The sequence below is a fragment of the Priestia sp. 53B2 genome, from assembly GCF_056099005.1.
The window spans coordinates 709,005-727,995 of record NZ_JBLZXA010000008.1 but is presented as its reverse complement, the minus strand read 5'-3'; the positions used below and the strand labels follow the sequence as shown (position 1 = coordinate 727,995).

The following is an 18,991-nucleotide window of genomic DNA, read 5'->3' as shown; positions in this document are numbered from 1 at the left end:
ATAGGGGGAATTAAAATGAAATCTCATCTGCGCAAAGAGATGAAGCGCGTTCTTAATTTAATTTCTGAAGAGCAGCACGAGGCACATTCAACAAGCATAGCAAATGCACTGTATGAAACTTGTTTATGGAAAGAAGCTAGAGTCATTGCAGCTACAGTTTCAAGAAATAAAGAAGTTAATACGAAAGCCATTATTGAACGTGCTTGGAAAGATGGAAAGAAAGTAGCTGTTCCAAAATGCAACCCCACAACATCTCAAATGGTTTTCTACGAGATTACGAATTTTTCACAGCTTGAAACAGTGTACTACGGGTTAGCGGAGCCAATTGTTGAAGAAACTGTTCCCGTTTCAAAATCTTCAATTGATTTACTCCTTGTGCCTGGCGTGGTATATAGCAAAAATGGATATCGTATCGGCTATGGAGGCGGCTATTACGATCGTTATCTAACAGATTATACCGGACAGAAGCTAAGCCTTGCGTTTGATTGTCAAGTCGTTTCAGAGGTCCCATATGAATCTCATGATATTCCCGTTGAATATATTTTGACAGAGAAGGAGCTTATTTGCTGTGAACCCGTTTGATGCTGTCATGATAATTGTAATATTACTCATGGCAGGAGCAGGCTACATAGCAAAAGCACTGACAGTATCGGGAGCCTGCATGTCTTTTATCGTAGGAGCGAGCGTTTATATCGGTTTTTCGCTTCAAGGTTTTTTACTCTTACTCTTATTTTTTAGCACTTCTACGTTGTGTAGTAAGTACAAAAAAGAAAAAAAACGCGCATTAGAAGAAAAGCTAGAGAAGCACGACAGGCGAGATTATATTCAAGTCCTTGCTAATGGAGGTGTAGCTGCTGCTTGCGGTTTGTTATATGCTGCAACAGCTTTTCCTGTTTACATGTGGATGTTTATGATCAGTATCTCAGCTGCTAATGCGGACACATGGGCATCTGAAATAGGGTCTCTTAGTAAGAAGCCGCCGTTTTACCTTTGGACATTAAAGAGAGTAGAAGCGGGTACCTCAGGAGCCGTTTCACTTTTAGGCACAGCAGCCGGAGCAGCCGGAGCTTTTCTTATTGCTGCCGCTTGTTATTTTGCTTTTCCATCCGTATCGCTAAGTAGTATATTGATAGTCGGGTGCTTTGGTTTTATTGGAAACGCTATAGACACTCTTCTTGGAGCAAGTGTGCAAGTTCGCTTTCGCTGTCAAAACTGCGGTATTGAAACGGAACGGAAAGATCATTGCCGTAAGCCAACGGTAAAAGAGAAAGGAATAACTTTCTTTAACAATGATGTTGTGAATCTTGCCGCTATTTTGCTTGCTGCTTTTACAGGCGGAATCCTTATCCTGCTTTTACCTATATAAGAGCATAAAATGTTCGTCATAGGAGCAAAGTAAACGTAAGGAGGCTTGAAAATGAGACATATTGTATTAGTACTTACGCTTTTAGTTGTTGGAACGCTGGGCTATCAAATGAGATACCGTGTTTTAAATTCGCTGTTTGGAAATTCATTTATCCGCAGTCTAGCTGTTCGTTCATTTTTTAATTTGCCGTTTGTTCGGGATCGTTTAATGAAGCAGGTCTTCCGCTAAGAGCGAAAGATACATAAAAAACACCTTACAGACCTGTAAGGTGTTTTTTTGTAGAAAAAGAAAAAGGGAAAATCGTTGCTTTTTTCCTGGCTTTCTGCCATCTTTACATATAGAGAGTATGAGGAGGTGACTATTTGTCTAGGCAAGATTTTTATTATTTGCAGCTGGCACAGCAATTGCTTGGCCATTCTTCATATGAGTTGATTTCGATGAAAGCTGATGCTTCAGAGCTATGGTTTCAATCTTCGCATCGCAAAGATAAGTCAATTGTCCGCATAGTCCGCCGGAATTTTAAATCAGCCGTTGAGCAGCAAAAAGATGTATTATATGCATTACAAAGAGCTGAGAATGTGCGGAAGCAGAGAGGTAAGTCAACGATTACTCTTAACACGATTTACTTTGCTGATTTTGATCCTTTTTATACAGAGCAGTCCTTAGAAAGTGAGCCAAGTCCCTCTAAAGTGAATAGTTACGTTGAACAACTAACGGCAGAGAAAGCAAGCGCTTATGAACCTCTATTCGAACGGCTGGGTCTTACATTAGAAAGCGCAGACAATTTCTCTTCCGAAGAAGAAGCACAGCGAATAGAGCAGTGGAAACATAAAATTGTGCTTTTTGTACAGAAAAAACAAAGCGAAGAACAGCAAATAGCTGGATACGGGAAGCCTATTTTTACATATATATTTTTAGCGCTGCAAATCTTAATGTTTCTATTTCTGGAGTGGAAGAGCAGTACACAAAATACGCTCACTCTGATTCAATACGGTGCTAAATACAACCCCTTAATTATGGAAGGCGAATGGTGGCGTTTTTTTACACCTATAATTTTGCATATAGGACTTCTGCATGTGCTTATGAATAGTGTAGCCCTGTATTATTTAGGAACGCTTGTAGAGAGGATATATGGCAGCGGGCGTTTTGTCTTTATTTATATATTTGCCGGGTTTGCAGGATCTCTAGGAAGTTTTATATGGAATACGTCTATTTCCGCAGGAGCCTCAGGGGCCATTTTCGGTTGCTTTGGAGCTTTACTGTTTTTAGCAAGAACAAATCCACGCTTCTTTTTTCGAACAATGGGATCGAGTTTTATTGTAATCATTGTGATTAACTTGATTTTTGGATTTGTTGCGCCGAACGTCGATAATGCAGGGCATATTGGCGGTTTGGTTGGCGGATTTTTAGCTGCGAGCATCGTCAGTTTACCGAAACAAAAAAAGCTGTATATTCAGATTCCGGCTTTCATTTGCACGCTTTTATTAGTAGGAAGTCTGCTTTTTTATGGATATCATGAGCGTTCTGTTTATCAAGATGAGCCCTATGCACTCAGCGTAGCGGCTACGTATCTTCAGCAGAAGCAGTATGAAGAAGCAAAAGATGCCATTAAGCTTTTTGTTGAAAAAGGAACAGGAAATAGTAACGTGTATTTCGTCAGTGCTAGCGCAGAATTTTATCTTGAAAATTATAAAGAAGCTAAACAGCAATTGAATCAGGCTGTAAAGTATGATTCAACTTTTCATGAGGCGTATTACAATTTAGCTCTGGTGAATATGAAACTGAATGATATTCCAGCGGCCACACAAAATATCGATAAAGCAATTGCGCTTGAACCGCAAAATGAAAAATACGAAAAGCTGAAGCGAGAGCTAGAAAATTAAAACTGTTGAATGACGAATTTAATATTTTATACTTTACTATTGTGAGAACGTTTACTAGAATATTAATATGTAGACCTAGCAGTGGGCGTTAAATACGGCCGCTGTTTATGACTGAATGACTGTTGAGTTATCTCAAAATAAATGAATCATATCACCTAGAAAATAGGATAAAGGTGACAGAATGAATACGTTATATGATGTACAACAATTATTAAAGTCCTTCGGCATTTTTATATACGTGGGTGATCGTATTGCTGATTTAGAGCTGATGGAAGCGGAAGTAAAAGAGTTATATCAGTCTAACTTGATTGATGTACGTGATTACCAAATGGCAATTCTTTTGCTTCGTCGAGAGTTAAAACAACAAAAAGAGAAAAAGGATGAATGAACATGGATGACAAATGGTTAGTTGGAGTTGATTTAGGCGGTACAACAATAAAAATGGCCTTTATTAATCATTATGGAGAAATCATTCACAAGTGGGAAATTAATACGGATGTGAGCGAGCAAGGCCGTAAAATTCCAACGGATATTGCAAAAGCAATTGATAAAAAGTTAAACGATCTTGGAGAAGTAAAATCAAGGTTAGTAGGAATTGGTATTGGTGCACCGGGGCCTGTCAACTTTGCAAACGGTTCGATTGAAGTAGCTGTCAATTTAGGTTGGGAAAAATTCCCTATCAAAGATATCTTGGAAGTAGAAACTTCTCTTCCTGTTGTAGTAGACAATGATGCAAACATTGCAGCGATTGGAGAAATGTGGAAGGGTGCTGGAGACGGAGCAAAAGATTTACTTTGCGTTACGCTTGGCACAGGCGTTGGCGGTGGCGTCATTGCAAACGGTGAAATTGTACAAGGCGTAAATGGAGCCGCTGGTGAGATCGGGCACATTACTTCTATTCCTGAAGGCGGGGCACCGTGTAACTGCGGCAAAACCGGCTGTTTAGAAACAATTGCTTCAGCAACTGGAATTGTACGTTTAACAATGGAAGAATTAACGGAAACGGACAAACCAAGTGAGCTTCGCACAGTGTTAGAACAAAAGGGACAAGTTACATCTAAAGATGTATTTGATGCAGCTCGTTCAAAAGACGAGTTAGCTATGCATGTTGTAGGTAAAGTTGCTTTTCATTTAGGTCTAGCACTAGCAAACTCTGCTAATGCATTAAACCCTGAGAAGATCGTTCTAGGCGGCGGTGTGTCTCGTGCAGGCGAGGTATTACTTGCACCGGTAAGAGATTATTTCAAACGTTTTGCATTTCCTCGCGTAGCGCAAGGTGCTGAGCTAGCAATCGCTACTTTAGGAAACGATGCGGGAATTATTGGAGGAGCTTGGTTAGTTAAATCTTATTTTGAATAATAAGCAAGAATCTAACTGAGATAAAAAAGCGCTTTGACATTTAGTCAAAGCGCTTTTTTATCATGCATCTTTTCAATCTTTACATATACATAGTGTAAAGGAGTGAAGATTATGCAAATTGTAGATATCCAAAAGCCCTACGATTACATGCGAACAATACAAGATATCCAAACACTTTTGACGTACTACCCCTATGGTTCTCTTGAATGGATAGGGTGCAGCGTGCTTGGAAAGCCGATTCCTCATATTTTAATTGGAAACGGAGAAAGAAAGGTTCATATTAATGCGTCTTTTCATGCCAATGAATGGATTACGACAAATGTTCTTCTACAGTTTGTTGAAGATTATTTAGCTGCTCTTCATTACGACCAGGCGTTGAACGGGCAGGAAGCAAGAGCTCTTTTTAATCAAATTACGCTTTCTGCGGTTCCAATTGTTAATCCAGACGGAGTAGATCTGGTCTTAAAAGGTCCTGCTGTAAGTGAACCTTATGCGTCTTTTCTTTCTAAAATAGGAAGAGATTTCCCTGATTTTCAAAGCTGGAAAGCAAATATCCGAGGGGTAGACTTAAATAATCAGTTTCCGGCTTATTGGGAAATTGAAAAAAAGCGCAAAGAACCTAAAGCTCCGCATTATCGGGACTTTCCAGGCTATGAATCTCTGTCTGAACCTGAAGCGCAGGCAATGGTAAAACTCGTTGAGCGTCATGATTTTGATTGTGTGATTGCTTTACATACCCAAGGAGAAGAATTTTACTGGGGGTATATGAATGAAGAGCCGACGGAAGCGAAGGAAATAGCCAGTTATTTTGAAAGGGTAAGCGGTTATAAAGCAGTCAAAACGATTGATAGTCACGCTGGATTTAAGGATTGGTTTATCTTAGAAAAGAAAAAGCTAGGGTTCACCTTAGAACTGGGGAAAGGAATTAATCCGCTGCCTCTATCTCAAATATCACGCGTATATAATCCGACCAAGGCTATTTTAGTTGCGGCAATGGAATATCTATCTATTTGAAAAGCCACGCAAAGCATATGCTTTGCGTGGCTTTTTTAATGATGTACCGCCGGATAACCGTGATGTATAATGGTCATCACGGTAAACCATCCGAATACCCCGAATGTTAGTACCGAAAAACCAATGCCTAATATGTTTTTATTTCTAAAAGATGAAATAGCTGCAAATACGCCTAGCAATGTTGTTAGTGCAAAAATAATCATAAGACCCACTCGAAGAAACCTCCTTTAGGCAACTTAAAATTAAAGCGCTATCATTAGCTTATCCCTTTAATTGTAAAACTTTTCTAACCGTTTGTCGAGATGAAAACCAATCTTTCTTTCGCCTTATTAGCTTAGAAAGGTCCTTACTTTCATTTATAAGATGATGTGTGTATGATAATGCATATAACAGAAATAAATTTTACAAGGAGGACACATTATGAACTATCATCGTATACCGCTAGGACCTATTCAAACGAATTGTTATGTCGTTGCTAACGAAAAAAAAGAGTGTTTAGTTTTTGACCCGGGAGCTCAGGGAAAACAGCTCGTTGAATTTCTAGAAAAACAAACGTATAAACCGTTGGCTATTTTGCTGACACACGCTCATTTTGATCACATTGGAGGAGTAGATGAAGTAATGAATCACTACTCTATCCCGCTTTATGTACATAAAAATGAAAAAGAATGGCTTCATAATAGTGATTTAAACGGTTCGAAATTTTTTGATTTAGGAGAAATTACGGCTCCAGATGCAACCGATATTATTTCAATCGAAGGCAATTTAACAATTGGCTCATTCCAATTTGAGGTGTACGAAACGCCTGGCCATTCTCCTGGCAGCGTTTCATATTATTTCAAACCGGGTAACTTTGTAGTATCTGGTGACGCGCTTTTTGCAGGCGGCATTGGACGCACAGATTTACCTGGAGGCAATCAAGCTCAGCTGTTAGAAAGCATCGAATCGAAATTGCTGTCCCTTCCAGAAGATACGCTTGTATTAAGCGGTCACGGACCTGAAACAACTGTGGCACACGAAATGGATCAAAATCCTTTCCTAAATGGTTTTTAAGAATACAAAAAGCGATGGAAGCCCATCGCTTTTCTCTTTACTGTCCTGGTGTCATCATAAAAGTTGACCAGTACGTGAACCCCACAAAAAAGACGGTCAAATATGCGCCGAAAACGTAAATGTACATTCTTTCAGACAGCTTTAAATAACTAAGAATTACAAAAAAGCCTGTTTGAGCTAAAAAGAGTAAAGAAGTCTTATGCATGTGACCGAGGTAAAACATTACAGTGAAAATTGCTGTCCAGAACCCCATTACACGGTACATTCGTTCCACGTCCATTTCCTCCTTTATCAAACTTAGTTAGTGTCATGATGAATGTCATCGCTGTGTAAGCACTAGAAAGCACTTATGAAACTATATCGATACTTTTCCATTATAATACATCCTTTCTTTCCTGAAAACGCTATCTTTTCCTTGAAATACGACAGAAGAAAAAAAGTTATACAAAACATGTGTAAAATACTATACAAAAGTTATACAAAACATGTACAATGTATATAAACAATCTATAACTAAAAAACGGGAGGGTTTCATATGGAAGAAATTAAATTTTATACGTACCCGAGCTGTACATCTTGTCGTAAAACGAAAAAGTGGCTAGTGAAGGAAGATGTAAATTTTAAAGAGCGTCATTTATTTAGAGAAACACCTACTCATAAAGAAATGCTTGAACTTCTTTCTATGACAACAGAAGGGATGGATGAACTTCTTGCTAAAAGAAGTCAAGAATATAAAAAGTTAAATGTTGATGTGGATAGCATGACACTATCAGAAGTGGTCAATCTATTAATTGAACATCCTCGTTTGCTTCGCCGACCAATTTTAACAGATGGCAAAAAGCTTGTAGTAGGCTATAACGAATCTGCTCTTAAAAATTTAGTCAAGAAAAAAACAAGTCTTGCTTCTCTAGTTGTGTAAGCGTACATGATGAAGAAGCTCAATTCAGTAAATAACGAATAAAACGACAGCGTAGAGTTTTACATCACGTTGTCTTTTTTTATGTAGTCGTTTAGAGGTGTACAGAAGTTGTACATCGTGTAGAAGGACTGAAGCCAAGAAAAGAAGCGTATACTAAAAAATTATAAAAAATGAAAAAAGAAGGAGGAAAATCTCGAAAAAGGTCGAAATTACTGTTTCTAGATGTTTTACCAAACATCTTTAATACAAATAAAGGAGTGATGATCGTTTGACCGAAATTGAACAGTTTGCTACTTACGTTATACGAGATGCATGTGAGTGCCGAAGTTCTGATGTGCATATTGTGCCCCGAAAGAAAGATGCTGTGATTCAGCTGCGAATTGACCAGGAGCTTATTTTAAAGAGGGTTATTTCAAAGGAAATGTCTGAACGGCTCATTTCGCATTTTAAATTTTTAGGGGGAATGGATATTGGCGAGCGCAGAAAACCTCAAAATGGTGCATTGACCACTTCCATTGATCACTATCAAGTAAATTTGCGTTTATCAACTCTTCCTACTTCTCATGATGAAAGTCTTGTTATTCGGCTTTTGCCTCATCAACAATCTACATCTCTCAAACATTTATCTCTTTTTCCTGAACACACTAAAAAGCTTATTTCTCTCTTGAAATTCTCTCATGGATTAATTATTTTTACCGGTCCTACAGGATCAGGTAAAACCACTACTCTATATACTCTTTTACACGAAGTAAAGCACCTTTTTAATCGAAATGTTATTACACTAGAAGATCCTATTGAAAAACCGAGTGAAACTGTGCTTCAAGTACAGGTAAATGAACGGGCGGGGATTACGTACACGACTGGTTTAAAAGCTATATTGCGCCATGACCCAGACATTATCATGGTGGGAGAAATAAGAGATAGTGAGACTGCCAAAATTGCTGTGAGAGCAGCGCTTACCGGACACTTGGTTTTGACAACGATGCATACTAAAGATACAAAAGGATCTTTGTACAGGCTGCTTGAGTTTGGCGTTAGCTTTCAAGAAATGGAACAGACTCTTGTAGCAGTAGCTGCACAGCGCCTTGTAGAAATTCGCTGTCCGCTGTGTTCCGGAAAGTGCCACCCCGCTTGTAAAAAAATGAGGAAGCATCGTCAGTCCAGCATATACGAATTGCTTTATGGCAAGGAACTTAGCGCAGTGATGAGAGAAGTGAAAGGAGAAAATGCGGATTATGATTATAAGACGCTCCGAGATGTGATTCTAAAAGGAATCGCGCTAGGCTATTTATATCCGCATTCGCTAGACGGATGGGGGTGAAGACAAATAGACAAAAAAGGTGGTCTCTTGCTCAGCAAGCAAAAATTCTTAAGCAGGTCTCTAAGCTTTTGGAAAAAGGCTACACTCTTTCTCAAGCTCTTTCGTTTTTGACGTTTCAAGTATCTAACAAAGAAAAAACGGATATTGAAAAATGTCTTGAGCAGTTAAAACGAGGAGAATCTTTGCACGATGCTTTTGTTAAACTTCAGTTTCACCGCGATATTTTAAGCTATTTATATTTTGCGGAACAGCATGGAAATCTTCAATTTGCTTTAAAAGAAAGCAGCTCAATGATTGAAGAAAAAGTAAGGCATCGTAAAAAATTTCAAAAACTTGTTCAATACCCCGTATTGCTACTGCTGTTTATTCTTTCCATTTTATTTGTTTTAAGTACGGTTTTACTTCCACAGTTTGAAGCTCTGTATTTATCCTTTGGAAACAAGCAGTCTTCGTTTATTCTCTTATTTATGCAGGCGATGTCGTTCTTTCCTTTTGTGTTACCTGCAGTCATCAGTATGCCAATCATCCTTTATTTGTTTTATGTGATTTATATTAAAAAATTGCCTCCAGTAGTTCAAATGCAGCTTTTTATGAGAGTTCCCGTTATCCGAACGTTCACACGGCTATTTAACTCGTACTTTTTTTCTGTTCATATGAGCAATTTACTAAATGGTGGTTTATCTATTTATGAATGCTTTGCTCTTTTTCAAAAGCAAGAGCATCATCCGTTTTTTCAAGTGGAAGCTTTTGCTTTTACAGATCAACTTTCCTCAGGAATGCGATTAGATCATATCGTTTCAGGTAAATCTCATTATGAAAAAGACTTGGCTCAAGTTATTGTGCATGGCCAGCAGAACGGTGAGCTTTCTCAAGAACTGTATGATTACAGTCTATTTATGATGGAAAGAATGGAACAGTTTATTTTTCGTATTTTAAAATATGTACAGCCGCTTACATTCTTATTCATCGGAATTGTCATTCTGCTTATGTATATGTCCGTTATGCTTCCGATGTTAGAAGTGATGTCGAGCTTGTAGAAAGGTGAAAGAATATGATTCTAAAAGGTGATAAAGGATTTACCCTTATTGAAATGCTCATTGTTATGCTCGTTATTACCGTGCTTTTGCTCATTATGATTCCAAATGTATTAAAGCATAATACGGTTATTAACAACAAAGGCTGCTCAGCTCTTGTCAAAACCGTAGAGGCTGAGGTACAAGTATACGAACTTGAAAATGGCGAAAAACCAAGTCTAGAAGAGCTTGAAGCAGGCGGCTACTTAAAAGAAGGCACCGTGTGTCCAAATGGTCAAGCCATTCAAGTTGACGGTACCGGAAAGGTTACAGCTAGTGGTTCTTCTTAAGCAAAAAGGATTTACCCTCATTGAGATGCTGATGGTTTTATTTATTGTGCAAGTGATGATGTTTTCCATTATTGTAGCCATTCGTCCGCTTGTGGAATATTACAAAATCACATTATTTTTGCGACAGCTGCAAAGCGACACGTTTTATGTGCAGCAGACAGCCATGAACCGAGAATCTCCAATTAAAATTAACTTCGCACCGAAGGAAACAGAATATATTGTTTCTGATTCTCGTGCCGTTCTTTATAAGCGCGCTTATGACTCCACCATTCATATCACGTTTGGAAGCGGCAATTCCACGATACAATACAACAAAAACGGCAATATTTCTCAAGCGAAGACCATTTTTATCAGCAATCAAAAATTTAAATATAAAGTTACTTTTCAAATAGGCAGAGGGCGTTTTTATGTGGACAAGATGTAAGGGTCAGCAGGGCTACACCTTGTTAGAAATGCTTGTTTCATTTAGCATGCTTTTACTCCTAACCGGTACAATTATTCCTTTGTATGTTCAGATGAAGGAAGCAGAAAAGAAGCAATATGTTTCGTATCAAGCTGATGCTATCTTGCACGAAGAGCTATTGAAATATAAATATGAAGAAGGATATAAACGGCGAGAAAAAATCGTAAAAGAAAACGTTGCGTTTTATCTGAAGTGGAACGGAGAAAGTGCTCAAAAGCTTTGTGTAGAATGGACAGATTCCGCTGAGAAAATGAAAAAGAAGTGTGATGTGATGTTGAAGTGAAAAGGGAAAAAGGCTTTACGCTTGTAGAGATGTTAGTCAGTTTTACTCTTTTTTTGATCATTGTTTCATTTTTTCCCATTATCATTCCGCTAGCTAAGCAAACATATAATCCGGATTTTAGTATGAATGAAATGGAGTGGGAAATTTTTGTGAATCAACTTGCTATGGAATATCGAGAAGCAAAAGAAGTGGGAATTCATGCGACTACGCTTACGTTGAAAATGGAAGATAATCAGATCATCACTTATGAACGCTACGAAGACAAGATAAGAAGACGAGTGGATGAAAGCGGTCATGAAGTTGTGCTGCAGCACATTAAGGATATTATGTATGAACAGCAAAAAGAAAGGCTGTTGATTCGTTCAACAGACGGTGTTAACAAAGTTAGAGAAGAAACCATTACGACGTTTTTGATGCTTGCTCATGAAACATAATGAGCAAGGATTTATTCTCCCGGTTGTTTTGGCATTTTGTGCGCTTTTTCTTCTGTTAGTAGCTCAGCAAACCACTTATTTTGTGACGAAAAGTTCATTTTATCAAGAAGTAGAGCAGAAAAATCGTCTGCAGCAACTTTTAGAAAACGCAGTTGTACATGTAAAAAAAGAAATAAAAGAACATAATACATCTCCATCTGCATCTTTAGTATTAGAAACTGGTACGGTTTCATACGAAGTAGTAAGTGAAGATGAACAGATGATTATTCTAAAAATAAAGTGTCAAACATTGCAAGGAAGAGCATTGACGGAAACGGCATATATTCAAAAAAAGGATCAGCACATTGTGAAGTGGACGGATTAAGTCTCTTTCTCTCCGGATATAATAGTGCTGAGGAGATGATTATATGAAAACGAATGATTATGTAAAATATATGACTCAGCAATTTGTACAATATATGGATCAGCCAAAAGAAGAGAGGAAAACGAAAAAGATTCAAAAAAAAGAAGAGCGAGCACCTTTTGCAAACAGATGGTTTGGAATGATTCCGCTGTCGTTTATGCTGTGGTATCGAAAGAAAAAAGAAAGATGAGCATATCATATGCTCATCTTTTTTTTAACCGGCTTGTGTTTTGTTAAATTGACGAGACATCGTTTCAGGCGATATGTAAAATAAGCCACCGTTTATAAACTTAAACAAGATAGTCGGCTCGTACAGTTCTTGAAGCGCTGTTTTTTCGGTCATATATATTTCTGGCAGCTCTTCTGCTGTTTCGTAAAAATGATCAAGAAGCGCTAAGTCTTCATACCATCTCTCCTGCGCTTTTTCAGCCCATTCAGTTGGCTGAGCTTTAACATAGTCAGTCACATATGATGTGAGTCGTGCGATGGCACTTTTAGGTTTAATAAAAGGTGAGAGAGTAAAGCAATAGTCTGAGATTTTAGATGACAAATTTTGATTAATGATTAATTCATGAAATGATTCAATAATCTGTCCATTGATTAAATTAATGCCAAGCGACAAGAGCTCATCTTTTTTACGATCGCATTTGTATGAGACTTTAATATTTAATGCAAGCCAAGGGTGTAAAGGCTGATTTGTTGGCTGAGCCGATGCAACTTGTTCATACAAGTGAATAAACCCGCCTAGTTTTTGAGTAGAAGCGAAAATTTGGTGCAGCCTAGGTGAACCGAAATGAATTCGTTCTCCTTGAACGGAATCGTCTTCAAATGCTGGGTCTGTAATGAAAGTGAGCGAAGCAGGAGTTGCTTCTCCTCCCGTCTTTTCAATATAGTGCCAATAAAATGGACGATTCATCAATTCTTTATCGAGTTCAATCGTTAATTGAACCGTCAGGTAAGAAGATGTTTCTGTGACAATAGAACAATTATTAGCTAGAAAATAACGCTTTAAAAATTGATGAATATCAGTTTGCTGCATGCTGATCCTCCTCGCTGTCTTCGTATTGAATAATAGACGTCAAGTTCTCCATTTTGATTTTTATTTCTCCTTCACTCCGTGAATGAAATAAAATATCCTGAATATGCTCTTCGATATTTTTCAAATCAAGCTTTGTTAAAATATCATCTAGCTCTCCAACAACTCGTTCAAAAAGGTTTATTTTTTCGTATAACAATTTTAAAATATGTTCTTCGACCGTATGTTGAATGGCTAAATTGTAAATGTGAACATCATGTTTTTGACCTAAACGATGGACCCTTCCAATTCGCTGTTCTAGACGCATTGGATTCCACGGTAGATCATAGTTAATGATATGATGACAAAACTGAAGATTGATTCCTTCTCCGCCTGCTTCAGTGGCAATAAATACTTGCGCGTGGCTTTCAAAAAGCTGCTTCATCCAGTCTTTTTTACCTCGCTTAAATCCGCCTCTAAAAGGTACAGAGGTAATTCCATGCTGTTTTAAATACCACTGTAAATACAGTTGAGTTGCTCTGTACTCAGTAAAAATAATGACTTTATCATCAATTTTCTGAACGAGCTCCAGCACTTTTTCTGCTTTTGCATTTTGCGGCACTTGCTGAAGTAGTTCCATTAACGGAGTAATCATATGTTCTGTTAATGCGCTGTTTGGATCTTCCTGACGTTCCAGCATGTTTTTTAATGTCATATACACCGCTTCACGGCTGCTGCAGGCCTCTCGCTGCAGGGTTAAAATTGAAAAAGCGCTTGAAGGGTGCAGTCCGTTTCCTTTAAAAGACGTAATTGCATCGTATAGCTCCCGTTCTTTTGGCGAGAATTCAACAGGAATGGTTTGAACAATTCGCTTCGTCCATTCGATACCCGTATCGTGGCGGCGATTTCGAATCATAACTTTGTTAACAAGCTCTTTTAAGTGTTCATCGTTTTGCAAAGAGCGTTTTTTAGCGGAAAATAATTTTTCGAAATAGTCTTTATTGCCGAGATGGCCAGGCTTTAAAAGAGAGACTAAGTTAAAAATTTCTTCAATTCGATTTTGAATCGGTGTTGCGGTTAGCAACAGACAAAATTTCTTTTTTAGACTTTGCACAAATTCATAGTTTTTTGTTTTGTTGTTTTTAAGTTTATGAGCTTCATCAATGATGATGAGGTCGTAGTCTTGTTCTAGCACAATTTCTCGATGAGGAGAACGTTTTGCTGTATCAATTGAAGACACAACGATGTCACACTGATCCCACACATATGATTTTCTTTGAGGGACTGCGGGAATATAAAATTTTTGATTCAATTCCATAGCCCACTGCGAAACAAGCGAAGCTGGAACTAAAATGAGAACTTTTTTAACAAGTCCGCGAATCATATATTCCTTCAAAATTAACCCTGCTTCAATCGTTTTCCCCAGTCCTACTTCATCTGCTAAAATGGCTTTCCCATTCATTGTTTCAACTACTTGTTTGGCTACTTCGAGCTGATGAGGAAGCGGCGTTAAATCGGCTAGATGTTTTGGGCTTTGCAGTCCTTCAAATTCTGAAATAAGCGTTTGGTCTTCTATTTCATAGGCAAGTTTATACAAATCCCACGCAGACCAAGGGCCGTCTTGCTCCAATTTAGTTGAGAAGGCCGCTTCCCATGTTTCATCGATGTTTAATTTCACTTTCATGATAAAAATGCTCCTTTGTAAAAAATTTTTATTGAACAAATGATAAGAATCAGGTAGGATAAAAATATATTTAGAAAATTTGAAAAAGAAAATAGATTAGCACTTTACAAATGATTGTGTGAATAAAGATAGATACATCTTTCAGTAGTATGCCCAACTTTACCAACTTTATAGAAGCGAATGACGACACGGGGAGAGACTACTTGAATGTAGCGCCGAAGGAGCAAGCAATAAAATTGTGAATCTCTCAGGCAAAAAGACTCTTGTTTGACGCAGCTCTGGAGAGTGTCTATGCGTTTATAGACCACCCACGAGGCAAACCTATTTATTTATAGGTAAACTTTCAGGTGAAAAGGACAGAGACTTCCTACTAAATACAGTAGGGGGTTTTCTGTCCTTTTTTGTTTGGATACATAGTGATCCCCACACTATTTGAAAACTCCCCGTTATGAAAAGTTTCACGTGAAAAAGAGGAGGACATGAATATGACAACAGAATTACACAAAACGCCGCTTTATGATACCTATCAAAAATATGGTGCCAAAACAATTGATTTTGGCGGATGGGCTCTTCCCGTTCAATTTTCTTCTATTAAAGAAGAGCATGAAGCTGTACGTACAAGGGCAGGCCTTTTTGATGTCTCTCATATGGGAGAAATTCTTGTAACAGGAGCTGATAGCTTAGCTTTTCTTCAGCACACGATGACAAATGACGTTTCTACCCTTGTAGATGGAAAAGCGCAGTATACGGCTATGTGTTACGAAGACGGAGGCACGGTAGATGATTTGCTGATTTATAAAAAAGCAGATCAAGAGTATTTGCTAGTCGTAAACGCTGCTAATATTCAAAAAGACTATGAGTGGCTGGTGTCTCACAAACAAGGAGATGTAACGCTCGTTAATCAATCTGATGAAACTGCGCAGCTAGCTTTACAAGGTCCTTTAGCAGAAAAAGTTTTACAAACTTTAACGAACGAAAATTTATCTTTATTAAAGCCATTTACATTTGCTGATGATGTAGAAGTAGCCAATGTAAAAGCTCTCGTTTCACGTACTGGGTACACCGGAGAAGATGGCTTTGAAATTTATTGTTCTTCAGCTGATGCCTCTCACTTGTGGACGGCTATTTTAGAAGCAGGCAGTGATGAAGGTGTGTTGCCTTGCGGATTAGGAGCTCGCGATACGCTTCGTTTTGAAGCTACTTTGGCTTTATATGGCCAAGAGCTTTCAAAAGATATTACGCCCATTGAAGCTCGAATTGGATTTGCAGTGAAAACGAACAAAGACAGCTTTATTGGAAAAGAAGTGCTAAAAGAACAGCGTGAAAGCGGAGCATCCCGTAAGTTAGTGGGAATTGAAATGATTGATAAAGGTATACCACGACACGGTTACGAAGTATTTGCAGGTGAAGAGCAAATTGGGTTTGTGACAACAGGGACACAGTCACCTACACTAAAGAAAAACATCGGTTTAGCGCTATTATCTGCAGAGTATTCAGAGCTTGGTCAAGAAGTGGAAGTGCAGGTTCGAAAAAAACGCTTAAAAGCAAAAGTGGTTTCAACACCTTTTTATAAACGTTCAAAGTAAGCTTTGGGGAGGAATTTAACATGTTACATCGCTATTTACCAATGACAGAACAAGATCAGCAGCAAATGTTAGCAGCAATTGGTGTTTCATCTGTTGATGATTTATTTTCAGATATTCCGCAGCGCGTTCGTTTTCAAGGAGAATACAATATTAAAAAAGCGGCTTCAGAGCCTCAGCTGTTAAAAGAATTAAATAGTATGGCTGCTAAAAATGCTCATTTAAAAGACTATGCTTCTTTTTTAGGAGCAGGAGTTTACGATCATTACATGCCGGTTATTGTTGATCATGTTATTTCTCGTTCGGAATTTTATACGGCTTATACTCCGTATCAACCAGAAATTTCTCAAGGAGAACTTCAGGCCATCTTTGAATTTCAAACGATGATTTGTGAGTTAACGGGGATGGACGTGGCTAATTCTTCTATGTATGACGGAGGAACTGCTTTAGCAGAAGCTGCTATGCTCAGTGCGGGTCAAACAAAAAAGAAAAAAGTACTTGTCTCTGCGGCTGTTCACCCTGAGTCAAAAGATGTTTTAAAAACGTATGCGAAGGGTCAATACATTGAAGTGGTAGAAATCCCTGCAGCAGACGGAGTAACAGATATGATTGCATTAGAAAAAGAGATGGGAAGTGACGTGGCAGCTGTTATTGTCCAATACCCCAATTTCTACGGACAAATCGAGCCGTTAAAAGAAATTGAAGAAATTACTCATCAAGAAAAATGCATGTTTGTGGTTTCAAGTAATCCTTTATCGTTAGGTTTACTTACGCCTCCTGGAGAATTCGGAGCTGATATTGTCATCGGAGATGCACAGCCATTTGGTATTCCGAGTCAATTTGGAGGCCCGCACTGCGGATACTTTGCAACTACGTCTAAGCTTATGCGAAAAATTCCAGGGCGATTAGTAGGGCAAACGGTAGATGAAAACGGTAAGCGAGGGTTTGTTTTAACCCTTCAAGCGCGTGAACAGCATATACGCCGCGATAAAGCGACGTCTAACATTTGTTCAAATCAAGCGTTAAATGCTTTAGCGGCATCAGTTGCAATGACAGCTTTAGGCAAGCAAGGTGTAAAAGAAATGGCGCTGCAAAACTTATCAAAAACGCATTATGCATATGAAGTGTTAAAGGCAAAAGGGGTAAATGTAGCATTTGAAGGACCGTTTTTTAACGAATTAGTCGTGAGGCTTCCTGTTTCTGTAACAGAAGCAAACAATCATTTATTAGCATCAAAAATAATTGGCGGTTATGATCTTAGCCGTGATAACCAAGCGCTTGAAAATCACATGCTGCTTGCTTTTACAGAGCTCCGTACAAAAGAGGAAATTGACCAACTTGTAAATGAATTGGGGGATCTTCATGCTTAATCAAAATCAATCACTTATTTTTGAAAGCAGTAAAGAAGGGCGAATCGGCTATTCATTGCCAGAGTTAGATGTGCCGCAAGTAAATGCTGAAGAACTGCTTGGAAAAGCGTATGTGCGTACCAAAGCTCCTGAGCTTCCTGAAGTATCAGAACTCGATATTATGCGTCATTACACCGCGCTTTCAAAACGAAATCACGGAGTGGACTCAGGGTTTTATCCGCTTGGTTCATGTACGATGAAATATAATCCAAAAGTGAATGAACAAGCAGCACGCATTGCTGGATTTGCGCATATTCATCCGCTTCAAGATGAGCAAACGGTTCAAGGTGCTCTCGAACTTTTATATGATTTACAAGAGCATTTAACAGAAATTACAGGAATGGATGAAGTAACACTTCAGCCAGCAGCAGGTGCTCACGGCGAGTGGACCGGGCTTATGATGATTCGTGCCTATCATGAAGCAAATGGTGAGACGCAGCGAACAAAAGTCATTGTTCCAGACTCAGCTCACGGAACGAACCCGGCTTCGGCAACAGTTGCGGGATTTGAAACGGTAACGGTAAAATCAAACGAACATGGTTTAGTGGACTTAGAGGATTTACGCCGCGTAGTAGGAGAAGATACAGCCGCTTTAATGTTAACAAACCCAAATACGCTAGGGTTATTTGAAGAAGATATTTTAGAAATGGCTGAAATTGTTCACGCAGCAGGTGGAAAGCTTTATTATGATGGTGCAAATTTAAACGCAGTATTAAGTAAAGCTCGCCCTGGAGATATGGGGTTTGACGTTGTGCATTTAAACCTTCATAAAACGTTTACAGGGCCTCATGGAGGAGGCGGTCCTGGTTCTGGTCCGGTAGGGGTAAAAGCAGATTTAATTCCGTATTTGCCTAAACCAGTGCTTGTGAAAACAGAACAAAGCTATCATTTTGACTATAACCGTCCTCAGTCAATTGGACGCGTAAAGCCGTTTTACGGCAACTTCGGTATCAACGTTCGCGCTTATACGTATATTCGTTCAATGGGTCCAGACGGCTTAAAAGCCGTGACGGAAAACGCTGTGCTAAATGCCAACTATATGATGCGTCGTTTAGCAGAACACTATGAGCTTCCGTTTGACCGTCACTGTAAGCACGAATTTGTTTTATCAGGAAAACGTCAGAAAAAGCTTGGCGTGCGCACATTGGATATTGCGAAACGACTGCTTGATTTTGGCTATCATCCGCCGACTATCTACTTCCCGCTTATCGTAGAAGAGTGCATGATGATCGAACCAACGGAAACGGAGTCGAAAGAAACGCTAGATGCGTTTATCGATGCGATGATTCAAATTGCAAAAGAAGCAGAAGAAACGCCTGAAGTCGTACAGGAAGCTCCGCATACAACGGTTGTGAAGCGCCTTGATGAAACGCTGGCAGCGAGAAAGCCAGTTCTTCGCTATCAGAAAGAACAGGCTGTTCAAAACGTCTAACAAAAAA

Annotated in this window: 24 protein-coding genes and 1 riboswitch; of the genes, 20 read left to right on the top strand and 4 right to left on the bottom strand. The window is 38.8% G+C overall.

Annotated elements, in window-relative coordinates:
- Window positions 1-15: 15 nt before the first annotated feature.
- From ACN6NE_RS07125 to ACN6NE_RS07095, 7 genes are all read left to right on the top strand, one after another.
- Complete coding sequence (locus tag ACN6NE_RS07125; protein WP_216887380.1) at window positions 16-582, top strand: 5-formyltetrahydrofolate cyclo-ligase; 567 nt, start codon at window positions 16-18, stop codon at window positions 580-582.
- A complete protein-coding gene (locus tag ACN6NE_RS07120; RefSeq protein ID WP_129704777.1) occupies window positions 569-1,366 on the top strand; it encodes a DUF92 domain-containing protein in 798 nt (265 codons plus the stop codon). Before ACN6NE_RS07125 ends, ACN6NE_RS07120 begins: the two co-directional genes overlap by 14 nt.
- Before the next feature lie 51 nt (window positions 1,367-1,417).
- Window positions 1,418-1,594 (top strand): hypothetical protein, encoded by a 177-nt coding sequence (locus ACN6NE_RS07115; protein WP_013059186.1) that lies wholly within the window; start codon window positions 1,418-1,420, stop codon window positions 1,592-1,594.
- A gap of 134 nt (window positions 1,595-1,728) precedes the next feature.
- Window positions 1,729-3,249, top strand: coding sequence for a rhomboid family protein (locus tag ACN6NE_RS07110; RefSeq protein ID WP_129704775.1), 1,521 nt, complete (start codon window positions 1,729-1,731; stop codon window positions 3,247-3,249).
- 181 nt (window positions 3,250-3,430) lie between these two features.
- Complete coding sequence (locus tag ACN6NE_RS07105; RefSeq protein WP_013059184.1) at window positions 3,431-3,637, top strand: YqgQ family protein; 207 nt, start codon at window positions 3,431-3,433, stop codon at window positions 3,635-3,637.
- Window positions 3,638-3,639: 2 nt separating this feature from the next.
- A complete protein-coding gene (locus ACN6NE_RS07100; RefSeq protein ID WP_474324977.1) occupies window positions 3,640-4,608 on the top strand; it encodes an ROK family glucokinase in 969 nt (322 codons plus the stop codon).
- A gap of 111 nt (window positions 4,609-4,719) precedes the next feature.
- Window positions 4,720-5,622 (top strand): M14 family metallopeptidase, encoded by a 903-nt coding sequence (locus ACN6NE_RS07095; RefSeq protein ID WP_129704771.1) that lies wholly within the window; start codon window positions 4,720-4,722, stop codon window positions 5,620-5,622.
- A gap of 35 nt (window positions 5,623-5,657) precedes the next feature.
- Here the strand turns inward: ACN6NE_RS07095 and ACN6NE_RS07090 are convergent, their stop codons facing one another.
- Window positions 5,658-5,834 (bottom strand): DUF2759 domain-containing protein, encoded by a 177-nt coding sequence (locus ACN6NE_RS07090; RefSeq protein ID WP_013059181.1) that lies wholly within the window; start codon window positions 5,832-5,834, stop codon window positions 5,658-5,660.
- Window positions 5,835-6,042: 208 nt separating this feature from the next.
- Between ACN6NE_RS07090 and ACN6NE_RS07085 the strand changes: the two genes are divergently transcribed.
- The gene (locus tag ACN6NE_RS07085; RefSeq protein ID WP_474324975.1) at window positions 6,043-6,675 is read left to right on the top strand and encodes an MBL fold metallo-hydrolase; all 633 of its coding nucleotides are present in this window, start codon (window positions 6,043-6,045) and stop codon (window positions 6,673-6,675) included.
- Window positions 6,676-6,712: 37 nt separating this feature from the next.
- Here the strand turns inward: ACN6NE_RS07085 and ACN6NE_RS07080 are convergent, their stop codons facing one another.
- Window positions 6,713-6,949 (bottom strand): DUF2626 domain-containing protein, encoded by a 237-nt coding sequence (locus ACN6NE_RS07080; protein ID WP_013059179.1) that lies wholly within the window; start codon window positions 6,947-6,949, stop codon window positions 6,713-6,715.
- A 261-nt stretch (window positions 6,950-7,210) separates the two neighbouring features.
- Here ACN6NE_RS07080 and ACN6NE_RS07075 point away from each other — a divergent pair, with 261 nt between their 5' ends.
- The 9 genes from ACN6NE_RS07075 (at window position 7,211) to ACN6NE_RS07035 (ending at window position 12,051) form a co-directional block, all read left to right on the top strand.
- The gene (locus ACN6NE_RS07075; RefSeq protein WP_013059178.1) at window positions 7,211-7,594 is read left to right on the top strand and encodes a Spx/MgsR family RNA polymerase-binding regulatory protein; all 384 of its coding nucleotides are present in this window, start codon (window positions 7,211-7,213) and stop codon (window positions 7,592-7,594) included.
- A 268-nt stretch (window positions 7,595-7,862) separates the two neighbouring features.
- Window positions 7,863-8,915, top strand: a complete 1,053-nt coding sequence (comGA, locus tag ACN6NE_RS07070; protein ID WP_116073650.1) for a competence type IV pilus ATPase ComGA — start codon at window positions 7,863-7,865, stop codon at window positions 8,913-8,915.
- Window positions 8,906-9,952 carry a competence type IV pilus assembly protein ComGB gene (comGB, locus tag ACN6NE_RS07065; protein ID WP_013059176.1) on the top strand — a complete coding sequence of 349 codons (1,047 nt, stop codon included), beginning with the start codon at window positions 8,906-8,908 and terminating at the stop codon, window positions 9,950-9,952. The genes comGA and comGB overlap by 10 nt, the downstream gene beginning before the upstream one ends.
- Window positions 9,953-9,966: 14 nt before the next feature.
- Window positions 9,967-10,278 (top strand): competence type IV pilus major pilin ComGC, encoded by a 312-nt coding sequence (gene comGC, locus ACN6NE_RS07060; protein WP_129704769.1) that lies wholly within the window; start codon window positions 9,967-9,969, stop codon window positions 10,276-10,278.
- Entirely contained in the window at window positions 10,220-10,702 is a 483-nt protein-coding gene (gene comGD, locus ACN6NE_RS07055) for a competence type IV pilus minor pilin ComGD (protein WP_240702488.1), read from the top strand. Before comGC ends, comGD begins: the two co-directional genes overlap by 59 nt.
- On the top strand, window positions 10,686-11,024 hold the full coding sequence (locus ACN6NE_RS07050; protein WP_129704765.1) for a type II secretion system protein: 339 nt from the start codon (window positions 10,686-10,688) through the stop codon (window positions 11,022-11,024). The genes comGD and ACN6NE_RS07050 overlap by 17 nt, the downstream gene beginning before the upstream one ends.
- On the top strand, window positions 11,021-11,458 hold the full coding sequence (gene comGF, locus ACN6NE_RS07045) for a competence type IV pilus minor pilin ComGF (RefSeq protein WP_129704763.1): 438 nt from the start codon (window positions 11,021-11,023) through the stop codon (window positions 11,456-11,458). The genes ACN6NE_RS07050 and comGF overlap by 4 nt, the downstream gene beginning before the upstream one ends.
- Window positions 11,448-11,822: a competence type IV pilus minor pilin ComGG gene (gene comGG, locus ACN6NE_RS07040; RefSeq protein ID WP_129704761.1), complete on the top strand. Its 375-nt coding sequence runs from the start codon at window positions 11,448-11,450 to the stop codon at window positions 11,820-11,822. The genes comGF and comGG overlap by 11 nt, the downstream gene beginning before the upstream one ends.
- A 43-nt stretch (window positions 11,823-11,865) precedes the next feature.
- Window positions 11,866-12,051: a YqzE family protein gene (locus ACN6NE_RS07035; protein WP_013059170.1), complete on the top strand. Its 186-nt coding sequence runs from the start codon at window positions 11,866-11,868 to the stop codon at window positions 12,049-12,051.
- A gap of 24 nt (window positions 12,052-12,075) precedes the next feature.
- Here the strand turns inward: ACN6NE_RS07035 and ACN6NE_RS07030 are convergent, their stop codons facing one another.
- On the bottom strand, window positions 12,076-12,900 hold the full coding sequence (locus ACN6NE_RS07030) for a YqhG family protein (RefSeq protein ID WP_013059169.1): 825 nt from the start codon (window positions 12,898-12,900) through the stop codon (window positions 12,076-12,078).
- The gene (locus tag ACN6NE_RS07025; protein WP_129704759.1) at window positions 12,887-14,560 is read right to left on the bottom strand and encodes a DEAD/DEAH box helicase; all 1,674 of its coding nucleotides are present in this window, start codon (window positions 14,558-14,560) and stop codon (window positions 12,887-12,889) included. The genes ACN6NE_RS07030 and ACN6NE_RS07025 overlap by 14 nt, the downstream gene beginning before the upstream one ends.
- A 180-nt stretch (window positions 14,561-14,740) precedes the next feature.
- A riboswitch (glycine riboswitch) is annotated at window positions 14,741-14,833 on the top strand.
- Window positions 14,834-15,045: 212 nt separating this feature from the next.
- On the opposite strand from ACN6NE_RS07025, the gene gcvT reads away from it, so the two are divergent.
- Genes gcvT through gcvPB form a run of 3 tightly spaced genes read left to right on the top strand, consistent with a single transcriptional unit; the run spans window position 15,046 to window position 18,984 of the window.
- Window positions 15,046-16,146: a glycine cleavage system aminomethyltransferase GcvT gene (gene gcvT, locus ACN6NE_RS07020; RefSeq protein ID WP_129704757.1), complete on the top strand. Its 1,101-nt coding sequence runs from the start codon at window positions 15,046-15,048 to the stop codon at window positions 16,144-16,146.
- Between the two features lie 20 nt (window positions 16,147-16,166).
- On the top strand, window positions 16,167-17,513 hold the full coding sequence (gene gcvPA / locus ACN6NE_RS07015; RefSeq protein WP_129704756.1) for an aminomethyl-transferring glycine dehydrogenase subunit GcvPA: 1,347 nt from the start codon (window positions 16,167-16,169) through the stop codon (window positions 17,511-17,513).
- Complete coding sequence (gene gcvPB, locus ACN6NE_RS07010) at window positions 17,506-18,984, top strand: aminomethyl-transferring glycine dehydrogenase subunit GcvPB (protein WP_129704754.1); 1,479 nt, start codon at window positions 17,506-17,508, stop codon at window positions 18,982-18,984. The genes gcvPA and gcvPB overlap by 8 nt, the downstream gene beginning before the upstream one ends.
- Window positions 18,985-18,991 lie beyond the last annotated feature (7 nt).